General features: G+C 66.3%; 7 protein-coding genes and 1 pseudogene. 5 read left to right on the plus strand and 3 right to left on the minus strand.

The window, feature by feature from the left end; genetic code table 11:
• The first annotated feature begins 108 nt into the window (after positions 1-108).
• The 5 genes from ACNFOC_RS16390 to ACNFOC_RS16410 all read left to right on the plus strand — a co-directional run bounded on the left by ACNFOC_RS16390 (position 109) and on the right by ACNFOC_RS16410 (position 10,497).
• Positions 109-1,050, plus strand: coding sequence for an SCO4651 family lipoprotein (locus tag ACNFOC_RS16390; protein WP_416959845.1), 942 nt, complete (start codon positions 109-111; stop codon positions 1,048-1,050).
• Positions 1,051-1,409: 359 nt separating this feature from the next.
• Positions 1,410-1,940, plus strand: a complete 531-nt coding sequence (rplJ, locus tag ACNFOC_RS16395) for a 50S ribosomal protein L10 (protein ID WP_019055481.1) — start codon at positions 1,410-1,412, stop codon at positions 1,938-1,940.
• Between the two features lie 122 nt (positions 1,941-2,062).
• Positions 2,063-2,446, plus strand: coding sequence for a 50S ribosomal protein L7/L12 (rplL, locus tag ACNFOC_RS16400; protein ID WP_369192459.1), 384 nt, complete (start codon positions 2,063-2,065; stop codon positions 2,444-2,446).
• Positions 2,447-3,017: 571 nt separating this feature from the next.
• Positions 3,018-6,503 (plus strand): DNA-directed RNA polymerase subunit beta, encoded by a 3,486-nt coding sequence (gene rpoB / locus ACNFOC_RS16405; protein WP_416959846.1) that lies wholly within the window; start codon positions 3,018-3,020, stop codon positions 6,501-6,503.
• 94 nt (positions 6,504-6,597) lie between these two features.
• Positions 6,598-10,497 carry a DNA-directed RNA polymerase subunit beta' gene (locus tag ACNFOC_RS16410; protein WP_033279981.1) on the plus strand — a complete coding sequence of 1,300 codons (3,900 nt, stop codon included), beginning with the start codon at positions 6,598-6,600 and terminating at the stop codon, positions 10,495-10,497.
• 68 nt (positions 10,498-10,565) lie between these two features.
• Here ACNFOC_RS16410 and ACNFOC_RS16415 read toward each other — a convergent pair whose 3' ends face one another.
• The 3 genes and pseudogenes from ACNFOC_RS16415 to ACNFOC_RS16425 all read right to left on the minus strand — a co-directional run.
• Positions 10,566-10,832 (minus strand): hypothetical protein, encoded by a 267-nt coding sequence (locus tag ACNFOC_RS16415; RefSeq protein WP_327401957.1) that lies wholly within the window; start codon positions 10,830-10,832, stop codon positions 10,566-10,568.
• On the minus strand, positions 10,829-11,104 hold the full coding sequence (locus tag ACNFOC_RS16420; RefSeq protein WP_393043909.1) for a hypothetical protein: 276 nt from the start codon (positions 11,102-11,104) through the stop codon (positions 10,829-10,831). Before ACNFOC_RS16420 ends, ACNFOC_RS16415 begins: the two co-directional genes overlap by 4 nt.
• A 26-nt stretch (positions 11,105-11,130) precedes the next feature.
• Positions 11,131-11,412: pseudogene (locus ACNFOC_RS16425) on the minus strand (peptidoglycan-binding protein); the annotation flags it as partial.
• Positions 11,413-11,489: the final 77 nt, after the last annotated feature.

Genomic DNA, 11,489 nt, shown 5'->3' on the forward strand with positions numbered 1-11,489 from the left:
GCCCCGCAACCATTCCGGTTGCGGGGCTCGTCCTCTTTTCGTACGGGGTGTCAGTGCGCTGCGCTAGCGTTCTTGGCAGGCACAGCAATCGCATAGGGGTGGGGACGAATGAAGAGCACGACCGTGCGCCGGATAGGCCTCTCGATCGCGGTGGCGACTGCGCTGGCTTCGGTGGCCGCCTGTGGTTCCTCGGGCTCCTCCGGGGGCTCCGGCAAGGACGACAAGGCCGCGGGCAAGGGGTCGACGCGGGTGAGCCCCATAGCGGCCCTGCGCAGCGCCGAGAAGTCCACCGACAAGGCCGACTCCGCCAAGGTCGAGTCCTCCACCGTGATGGGCTCCCTGATGTCCATGGACGCCAAGGGCAACCTCGGCTGGGGCGACGGGATCACCGGCGTCCTCACGATGACGTACACCGGCGGCACGATGGCCGAGACGATGCGCGCGGCCGGCAGCACGTCGATGGAGGCCCGCTATCTGCCGGATGCCTACTACGCGAAGATGGGCGACAAGTTCGCCGAGCAGGCGGGCGGGAAGCACTGGCTGAAGTACGACTACGACGACCTGGCCAAGCTCGGTGGCAGCTCCGGCGCGTACCTCAAGGACCAGATGCAGAACTCCACGCCGAACCAGTCGGTGAAGCTCCTGCTCGCCTCCGGGGACGTCAAGAAGGTCGGTACGGAGTCGGTGCGCGGACAGCAGGCCACGCACTACTCGGGCACGGTCGACGTCGCCGACCTCGCCGCCAAGAACTCCAGCCTCACCGCGAGCCAGCTCGCCGGCCTCAAGAAGCAGCTCACCGCGGCCGGCGTCACCACGGAGCAGGTCGACATCTGGGTCAACGCCCAGGACCTGCTGGTCAAGAAGGTCGAGAAGGGCCAGATGTCCTCGGGCCAGTACACCCAGACCGCCTACTACAGCGACTACGGCGTGAAGGTCGACGCGACCGTGCCCCCGGCGAGCGACACCGAGGACTTCACGGCGCTGCTGAAGCAGCAGGGTGCGGGCTCGGGCAGCAGCGGCACGTCGACCGGGTCCGGCACCAGCTCTTGAGCCGGGCTCAACTCCGGTGCGGGGGACGGGAATTCGCCGGGGGCCTGCCGCCCCGCTGCTCGCCGGCGGAGCCGTTGACACGGTGGAGCCGCTGAGCCGTACGGGCGGATTTGCTTGGGAGTATGGGGGTCCCGTACTCTTCGGGAGAAGCCAAAGACCGCTGGTCGTTGCCGTGCTTGTCAAAGGGTGCGGTGACCGAAGGATCCGCTGAACAGTGGACGACCCGCGCAGGTGAACTGGATGTGCTCCCGGGATGTTGTTTCCGGTCGAGCTACGCCCCGTGCGCCTGCGCCGGGGCGTTTCTTCTGTCCCAGCCCCTTCTGAGCGGTCCTCATCACCCGGAAGGAGGCCGACGCTCTATGGCAAGGCCCGACAAGGCTGCCGCGGTAGCCGAGCTCGCGGACCAGTTCCGCGACTCGAACGCCGCCGTGCTGACCGAGTACCGGGGTCTCACCGTGGCGCAGCTCAAGACGCTGCGTCGTTCGCTCGGTGAGAACGCCCAGTACGCCGTGGTGAAGAACACGCTGACCAAGATTGCGGCCAACGAGGCCGGGATCTCTACGCTCGACGACCTGTTCAACGGTCCGACGGCGGTCGCCTTCATCACCGGTGACCCGGTGGAGTCGGCGAAGGGTCTTCGTGACTTCGCCAAGGACAACCCGAACCTCGTCATCAAGGGCGGTGTCCTTGACGGCAAGGCGCTGTCCGCCGACGAGATCAAGAAGCTCGCGGACCTCGAGTCCCGCGAGGTTCTGCTCTCCAAGCTGGCGGGTGCCTTCAAGGGCAAGCAGACTCAGGCTGCGCAGCTCTTCCAGGCGCTTCCGTCGAAGCTCGTCCGCACGGTGGACGCCCTTCGCGCCAAGCAAGAAGAGCAGGGCGGTGCCGAGTAATTCGGCTCGCAGCATGACCGACGCCTGAGGCTCCGCGCCCAAGGCAACGGTCGCAGCGGGCCGAACGTACGCCCGCCAGACATGTACACACCGGCACCAGCCGAAATTAGTGGAAGGAAGCCATCGTGGCTCTCACCCAGGACGAACTGCTCGCCGAGTTCGAGACCATGACCCTCATCCAGCTTTCCGAGTTCGTGAAGGCGTTCGAGGAGAAGTTCGACGTCACCGCCGCCGCCGCGGTCGCCGTTGCGGGCCCCGCCGCCGCCGGTGCCCCGGCCGAGGCCGAGGCCGAGCAGGACGAGTTCGACGTCATCCTCACGGGTGCCGGCGAGAAGAAGATCCAGGTCATCAAGGTCGTGCGTGAGCTGACCTCGCTGGGCCTGAAGGAGGCCAAGGACCTCGTGGACGGCGCCCCGAAGCCCGTCGTCGAGAAGGTCGCCAAGGACGTCGCCGAGAAGGCCGCCGAGTCCCTCAAGGCCGCCGGCGCCTCGGTCGAGGTCAAGTAACTCCGTCTGGGTCGTGGACGAGGTCCCAAGGACCTTGTAACGCCTAAGCACTGAAGAGCGATCATCCATCTGGGTGGTCGCTCTTCGGCGTTCCTGGGTCGGGTGAGCGGCAGCCTTGCGATCAGGGGTTCGCGGAGTATGGTGATCTTCTTCGTGCCTCCGGGCGGCCCTGGTGGCATGTGGTGTGGGCCATGGAGGCCTTGACGAACCGCACGCAGCGCGCAATTCTCAGGACGCGTCGTCACAACGATCCGAATCCGAGGCATGGATCGGCGGCGAAGAGGGCAGTATCAACGCGTTGAGGACGTGAGCTTGCCGAGGGTGTTGAGCACGACGAGGGTCTCAAAAAAGCGGGGCTGGACATCAGTGCGCCAAGTGGCTACACTGACCCTTTGCGCTGCCTGTTAGCTGCTCCCTGCCCGTCACCAGGGGCATGCCCTCACTTGAGCATCGATGACCGGACCAACTCTGACCTGGCCTTTCCGGGCCGTCTCAGGAAGTCCATGTCTCTTTGCCCCTGAGAGGGGCCGGTACGCGCGTAGTGAGTCCGAGCCCTCGGAAGGACCCCCTCTTGGCCGCCTCGCGCACTGCCTCGACCGCGAATATGAACAACGGCGCCAGCACCGCCCCGCTGCGCATCTCCTTTGCAAAGATCAAGGAGCCCCTCGAGGTTCCCAACCTGCTCGCGTTGCAGACCGAGAGCTTCGACTGGCTGCTCGGCAACTCCGCCTGGCAGAGTCGGGTCGAGGCGGCTCTGGAGTCGGGTCAGGACGTCCCCACGAAGTCCGGTCTGGAGGAGATCTTCGAGGAGATCTCTCCGATCGAGGACTTCTCCGGGTCGATGTCGCTGACCTTCCGCGACCACCGTTTCGAACCTCCCAAGAACAGCATCGACGAGTGCAAGGAGCGCGACTTCACGTACGCCGCCCCACTCTTCGTAACCGCTGAGTTCACCAACAACGAGACCGGCGAGATCAAGTCCCAGACGGTCTTCATGGGCGACTTCCCGCTCATGACCAACAAGGGCACCTTCGTCATCAACGGCACCGAGCGTGTCGTCGTGTCGCAGCTGGTCCGTTCGCCGGGCGTCTACTTCGACTCCTCGATCGACAAGACGTCCGACAAGGACATCTTCTCCACCAAGGTCATCCCGTCCCGGGGTGCCTGGCTGGAGATGGAGATCGACAAGCGCGACATGGTCGGTGTCCGCATCGACCGCAAGCGCAAGCAGTCCGTCACCGTCCTGCTCAAGGCTCTCGGTTGGACGACCGAGCAGATCCTGGAGGAGTTCGGCGAGTACGAGTCCATGCGCGCCACCCTGGAGAAGGACCACACCCAGGGCCAGGACGACGCGCTCCTCGACATCTACCGCAAGCTGCGTCCGGGCGAGCCCCCGACCCGCGAGGCCGCGCAGACGCTTCTTGAGAACCTCTACTTCAACCCGAAGCGCTACGACCTCGCCAAGGTCGGCCGCTACAAGGTGAACAAGAAGCTGGGCAGCGAGGCCCCGCTGGACGCCGGTGTGCTGACCGTCGAGGACATCATCTCGTCGATCAAGTACCTGGTGAAGCTGCACGCCGGTGAGACCGAGACCGTTGGTGACAACGGCGCCTCGATCGTCGTCGAGACCGACGACATCGACCACTTCGGCAACCGTCGTCTGCGCAACGTCGGCGAGCTCATCCAGAACCAGGTCCGTACGGGCCTGGCGCGTATGGAGCGAGTCGTCCGCGAGCGGATGACGACCCAGGACGTCGAGGCGATCACGCCGCAGACCCTGATCAACATCCGGCCGGTCGTCGCCTCCATCAAGGAGTTCTTCGGCACCAGCCAGCTGTCGCAGTTCATGGACCAGAACAACCCGCTGTCGGGTCTCACCCACAAGCGCCGTCTGTCGGCGCTTGGCCCGGGTGGTCTCTCCCGCGAGCGGGCCGGCTTCGAGGTCCGTGACGTGCACCCCTCGCACTACGGCCGCATGTGCCCGATCGAGACCCCTGAAGGCCCGAACATCGGCCTGATCGGCTCGCTCGCCTCCTACGGCCGGGTCAACGCGTTCGGTTTCGTCGAGACGCCGTACCGCCGGGTCACCGACGGTGTCGTCACCGACGAGGTCGACTACCTGACCGCCGACGAAGAGGACCGATTCGTCATCGCGCAGGCCAACGCGCCGCTCGGGGACGACTTCCGGTTCGAGGAGTCCCGCGTCCTGGTCCGCCGTCGTGGCGGAGAGGTCGACTACGTCCCCGGTGACGACGTCGACTACATGGACGTCTCCCCGCGCCAGATGGTGTCCGTCGCGACCGCGATGATCCCCTTCCTGGAGCACGACGACGCCAACCGTGCCCTCATGGGCGCGAACATGATGCGTCAGGCCGTGCCCCTCATCAAGTCCGAGGCGCCGCTGGTCGGCACCGGCATGGAGTACCGCTGTGCGGTCGACGCCGGTGACGTCCTGAAGTCGGAGAAGGACGGTGTGGTCCAGGAGGTCTCCGCGGACTACATCACCACCGCCAACGACGACGGCACGTACACCACGTACCGCCTCGCCAAGTTCTCCCGCTCCAACCAGGGCACCTCCGTCAACCAGAAGGTTGTCGTGGACGAGGGCGCCCGGATCATCGCCGGCCAGGTGCTGGCCGACGGTCCGGCGACCGAGTTCGGCGAGATGGCGCTCGGCAAGAACCTGCTCGTGGCGTTCATGCCGTGGGAGGGTCACAACTACGAGGACGCGATCATCCTGTCGCAGCGCCTCGTACAGGACGACGTCCTCTCCTCGATCCACATCGAGGAGCACGAGGTCGACGCCCGTGACACCAAGCTCGGCCCCGAGGAGATCACCCGGGACATCCCGAACGTCTCCGAGGAGGTCCTCGCCGACCTCGACGAGCGCGGCATCATCCGTATCGGTGCCGAGGTCGTCGCCGGTGACATCCTCGTCGGCAAGGTCACGCCCAAGGGTGAGACCGAGCTGACCCCCGAGGAGCGCCTGCTCCGCGCGATCTTCGGTGAGAAGGCGCGCGAGGTGCGCGACACCTCGCTGAAGGTGCCGCACGGCGAGATCGGCAAGGTCATCGGCGTCCGCGTCTTCGACCGCGAGGAGGGCGACGAACTGCCGCCCGGCGTCAACCAGTTGGTCCGTGTGTATGTTGCGCAGAAGCGCAAGATCACCGACGGTGACAAGCTGGCCGGCCGGCACGGCAACAAGGGTGTCATCTCGAAGATCCTGCCCATCGAGGACATGCCGTTCCTCGAGGACGGGACTCCGGTCGACATCATCCTGAACCCGCTGGGTGTCCCGTCCCGAATGAACCCGGGACAGGTCCTGGAGATCCACCTCGGCTGGCTCGCCAGTCGCGGCTGGGACGTCTCCGGGTTCAGCGAGGACTGGGCGAAGCGCCTCCAGGTCATCGGCGCCGACCAGGTCGCGCCGGGTACCAACGTCGCGACCCCGGTCTTCGACGGTGCCCGCGAGGACGAGATCTCCGGTCTCTTCGAGGCCACGATCCCGAACCGCGACGGCGACCGCCTGGTCCAGGCCTCCGGAAAGGCCAACCTGTTCGACGGCCGCTCCGGCGAGCCGTTCCCGGAGCCGATCTCGATCGGCTACATGTACATCCTGAAGCTGCACCACCTGGTCGACGACAAGCTGCACGCCCGTTCGACCGGTCCGTACTCGATGATCACCCAGCAGCCGCTGGGTGGTAAGGCGCAGTTCGGTGGTCAGCGATTCGGCGAGATGGAGGTGTGGGCGCTGGAGGCATACGGCGCCGCCTACGCCCTCCAGGAGCTGCTCACCATCAAGTCCGACGACGTGACCGGCCGCGTGAAGGTCTACGAGGCCATCGTCAAGGGCGAGAACATCCCCGAGCCCGGCATCCCCGAGTCCTTCAAGGTGCTCATCAAGGAGATGCAGTCGCTCTGCCTGAACGTGGAGGTGCTGTCCAGTGACGGTATGTCCATCGAGATGCGTGACACCGACGAGGATGTCTTCCGCGCAGCGGAGGAGCTCGGCATCGACCTGTCCCGGCGCGAGCCGAGCAGCGTCGAAGAGGTCTGACGGGAGTCCGGAGACCTGCGCCACGCAGGTCTCCGGCCCCAGGACCCCCGTATCAGACCCCAAGACTTACAACCCTGAGAGGGATTGACGCATAGTGCTCGACGTCAACTTCTTCGATGAGCTCCGGATCGGTCTGGCCACCGCTGACGACATCCGTCAGTGGAGCCACGGCGAGGTCAAGAAGCCTGAGACCATCAACTACCGCACGCTCAAGCCCGAAAAGGACGGACTCTTCTGCGAGAAGATCTTCGGTCCGACCCGGGACTGGGAGTGCTACTGCGGCAAGTACAAGCGCGTTCGCTTCAAGGGCATCATCTGTGAGCGCTGCGGCGTCGAGGTGACCCGCGCCAAGGTGCGCCGTGAGCGGATGGGCCACATCGAACTGGCCGCGCCCGTCACCCACATCTGGTACTTCAAGGGTGTCCCGTCGCGTCTGGGATACCTGCTCGACCTCGCCCCGAAGGACCTCGAGAAGGTCATCTACTTCGCGGCGTACATGATCACGTTCGTCGACGAAGAGCGCCGCACGCGTGACCTGCCCTCGCTGGAGGCGCACGTCTCCGTGGAGCGTCAGCAGGTCGAGAACCGGCGTGACTCGGACCTCGAGGCCCGTGCCAAGAAGCTCGAGACCGACCTGGCCGAGCTTGAGGCCGAGGGTGCCAAGGCCGACGTGCGCCGCAAGGTGCGCGAAGGTGCCGAGCGCGAGATGAAGCAGCTGCGCGACCGTGCGCAGCGCGAGATCGACCGCCTGGACGAGGTGTGGACCCGGTTCAAGAACCTCAAGGTCCAGGACCTGGAGGGCGACGAGCTCCTCTACCGCGAGCTGCGTGACCGCTTCGGCACGTACTTCGACGGTTCGATGGGTGCCGCGGCGCTTCAGAAGCGCCTGGAGTCCTTCGACCTGGACGAAGAGGCCGAGCGGCTTCGCGAGATCATCCGCACCGGCAAGGGCCAGAAGAAGACCCGTGCGCTGAAGCGACTGAAGGTCGTGTCTGCCTTCTTGCAGACCTCCAACAGCCCCAAGGGCATGGTTCTCGACTGCGTCCCGGTCATCCCGCCGGACCTTCGCCCGATGGTGCAGCTGGACGGTGGCCGCTTCGCGACCTCCGACCTGAACGACCTGTACCGCCGTGTGATCAACCGCAACAACCGCCTGAAGCGGCTTCTGGATCTCGGTGCTCCCGAGATCATCGTCAACAACGAGAAGCGCATGCTCCAGGAGGCCGTCGACGCCCTCTTCGACAACGGTCGTCGTGGTCGTCCGGTCACCGGTCCCGGTAACCGCCCGCTGAAGTCCCTGAGCGACATGCTCAAGGGCAAGCAGGGTCGATTCCGTCAGAACCTGCTCGGCAAGCGCGTGGACTACTCCGCGCGTTCCGTGATCGTCGTCGGCCCGCAGCTGAAGCTGCACCAGTGCGGTCTGCCGAAGGCCATGGCGCTGGAGCTCTTCAAGCCGTTCGTGATGAAGCGCCTGGTGGACCTGAACCACGCGCAGAACATCAAGTCGGCGAAGCGGATGGTCGAGCGCGGCCGCACGGTCGTCTACGACGTCCTCGAAGAGGTCATCGCCGAGCACCCGGTTCTGCTGAACCGTGCGCCGACGCTGCACCGCCTCGGCATCCAGGCCTTCGAGCCGCAGCTGGTCGAGGGCAAGGCCATCCAGATCCACCCGCTCGTCTGCACCGCGTTCAACGCGGACTTCGACGGTGACCAGATGGCCGTACACCTGCCGCTCTCCGCGGAGGCGCAGGCCGAGGCCCGCATCCTGATGCTGTCCTCGAACAACATCCTGAAGCCGGCCGACGGTCGTCCCGTCACCATGCCGACCCAGGACATGGTGCTGGGTCTGTTCTTCCTCACCACCGACGGTGAACTCCGTGACGTCAAGGGCGAGGGCCGCGCGTTCGGCTCCACGGCCGAGGCGACCATGGCGTTCGACGGCGGCGAGCTGGCGCTCCAGTCGGCCGTGGACATCCGCTTCCCGGTGGGCACCATCCCGCCGCGTGGCTGGGTGCCGCCGGTCCGCGAGGAGGGCGAGCCCGAGTGGCAGCAGGGTGACACCTTCCGCCTCCGTACGACCCTGGGCCGCGCGCTCTTCAACGAGCTGCTGCCCGAGGACTACCCGTTCGTCGACTACTCGGTGGGCAAGAAGCAGCTCTCCGAGATCGTCAACGACCTGGCCGAGCGCTACCCCAAGGTCATCGTGGCGGCGACGCTCGACAACCTGAAGGCGGCCGGCTTCTTCTGGGCGACCCGTTCCGGTGTCACCGTGGCCATCTCCGACGTCGTCGTTCCCGAGGCGAAGAAGGAGATCGTCAAGGGCTACGAGGCGCAGGACGAGAAGGTCCAGAAGCAGTACGAGCGCGGTCTGATCACCAAGGAAGAGCGCACGCAGGAGCTCATCGCGATCTGGACCAAGGCGACCAACGAGGTCGCCGAGGCGATGAACGCGAACTTCCCGAAGACCAACCCCATCTTCATGATGGTCGACTCGGGTGCCCGAGGAAACATGATGCAGATGCGTCAGATCGCGGGTATGCGTGGTCTGGTGTCGAACGCCAAGAACGAGACGATCCCGCGTCCGATCAAGGCCTCCTTCCGTGAGGGCCTGTCGGTGCTGGAGTACTTCATCTCGACTCACGGTGCTCGTAAGGGTCTGGCGGACACGGCTCTCCGTACCGCCGACTCGGGTTACCTCACCCGTCGTCTGGTCGACGTCTCCCAGGACGTCATCATCCGCGAGGAGGACTGCGGCACCGACCGCGGCCTCAAGCTGCACATCGCGGAGCGCGGCGCGGACGGTGTCCTGCGCAAGGCCGACAACGTCGAGACCAGCGTGTACGCACGTGCGCTGGCCGAGGACATCACCGTCGACGGCAAGGTGCTGGCCCCGGCCAACACCGACCTCGGCGACGTCCTCATCGACGAGCTGGTCAAGCACGGCATCGAGACGGTCAAGACCCGCTCGGTCCTGACCTGCGAGTCCGCCGTCGGCACCTGCGCCATGTGCTACGGCCGCTCGCTGGCCACCGGCAAGCTGGTCGACATCGGTGAGGCGGTCGGCATCATCGCCGCCCAGTCCATCGGTGAGCCCGGCACGCAGCTGACGATGCGTACCTTCCACACCGGTGGTGTGGCCGGTGACGACATCACCCAGGGTCTGCCCCGTGTCGTCGAGCTCTTCGAGGCTCGTACGCCGAAGGGTGTCGCCCCGATCTCCGAGGCCCAGGGCCGCGTGCGGATCGAGGAGACCGAGAAGACCAAGAAGCTCGTCGTCACCCCGGACGACGGCAGCGACGAGACGGCGTTCCCGATCTCGAAGCGCGCCCGTCTCCTGGTCAGCGAGGGCGAGCACGTCGAGGTGGGCCAGAAGCTCACCGTGGGTGCCACCAACCCGCACGACGTGCTGCGCATCCTGGGTCAGCGTGCCGTCCAGGTCCACCTGGTCGGCGAGGTCCAGAAGGTCTACAACTCGCAGGGTGTGTCGATCCACGACAAGCACATCGAGATCATCATCCGGCAGATGCTCCGCCGCGTGACGATCATCGAGTCCGGCGACGCCGAGCTGCTGCCCGGCGAGCTGGTCGAGCGTTCGCGCTTCGAGCAGGAGAACCGTCGTGTGGTCCAGGAGGGCGGTCACCCGGCCTCCGGTCGTCCGCAGCTCATGGGTATCACCAAGGCCTCGCTGGCCACGGAGTCCTGGCTGTCGGCGGCGTCCTTCCAGGAGACGACCAGGGTTCTGACGGACGCGGCGATCAACGCCAAGTCCGACTCCCTGATCGGCCTCAAGGAGAACGTCATCATCGGTAAGCTCATCCCGGCCGGTACGGGTCTGTCCCGCTACCGCAACATCCGGGTCGAGCCGACCGAGGAAGCCAAGGCCGCGATGTACTCGGCCGTCGGCTACGACGACATCGACTACTCGCCGTTCGGCACGGGCTCCGGCCAGGCCGTTCCGCTGGAGGACTACGACTACGGTCCGTACAACCAGTAGTAGTTGATCAGTTGGTTCTGAAGGGCGGTCACCCCGGTTCGTACGGGGTGACCGCCCTTCGGCGTTTCTCAGTGCGGTGTCAGCTCCCAGGCGGTGACCACCACCGTGGCGATCGCGGCCAGGGCGCCGATGCTGGCGAGCGGCCAGCGTGACCGCTCCAGGGCGTCCAACCGCTGTTCGTGGTCGGCGAGTTGGCGGTCGGTCTGGTCGCTGCGCTGGACCAGCAGCGCGAGCGAGCCGTCGACCCGGGCGAAGCCGGCCTCCACGGTTCCGCGCAGCCGTTCCAGTTCCACGGCGACGGCGATCGGGTCGGACAGGGACGTGGGTTCGTTCACGCGTCCTCCCGTTCCGGCTCGGACTTGACCAGCTTCAGCAGCGCGCCGTCGCCGGCCGCAGGAACGTCGGTGCGCAGCCAGGAAGGCAACAGCGCCTGTACGGCGGGCAGGGCCATGACCCTGGTGACGCCGGCGGCGACGGCCAGTGCCGCGGCCACCCAGGGCAGGGTGTCCGGGACACCGGCGGCGTCGACGACCGTCGGCAGCAGGACACACAGGCCGACAGCGGTCTGGAGAACGGTACGGAGGGTGCGCTTGGCGGCCTCTGACATGGGTGGACCTTGCCTTTCCGAGGGGTTCAGGAGCTGTACGGGACCTTCAGCGCGATCCAGGAGGTGGCGCCCGGCCAGCCGTCCGCCGCCGTGCCGGTGTAGCCGAGCTTGCGCTGCCACTTGGCGTAGGAGGCCTTGTCGGCGGTGGTCCACTGGGGGCCGGGGCCGGAGGTGTACGCCGAGCAGCCGACGGCGACGAGGCGCTTGCCCATCGCGGTGACGATCGCCGACTTGGGGTTCTTCTTGAACCAGTCGGCGGGGCGAGACGGACCCGATCGGTGGGCGGACCGGGCAGCAGGATCCGCTGCTGTCGGCGACCCGGGGCACCTGGCCGGCGATCGGCACTCCTTCACCTCTCGTCATCCGCCGTATCTCGAAGGACCAG

This window comes from Streptomyces colwelliae, assembly GCF_048158785.1.
Lineage (GTDB): Bacteria > Actinomycetota > Actinomycetes > Streptomycetales > Streptomycetaceae > Streptomyces.

What these genes read in the sequence shown, in the direction of transcription:
- ACNFOC_RS16390 (WP_416959845.1), top strand. Translation starts at nt 109, where the DNA reads ATGAAGAGCACGACCGTGCGCCGGATAGGCCTCTCGATCGCGGTGGCG.
- rplJ (WP_019055481.1), top strand. Translation starts at nt 1,410, where the DNA reads ATGGCAAGGCCCGACAAGGCTGCCGCGGTAGCCGAGCTCGCGGACCAG.
- ACNFOC_RS16420 (WP_393043909.1), bottom strand. Translation starts at nt 11,104, where the DNA reads ATGTCAGAGGCCGCCAAGCGCACCCTCCGTACCGTTCTCCAGACCGCT.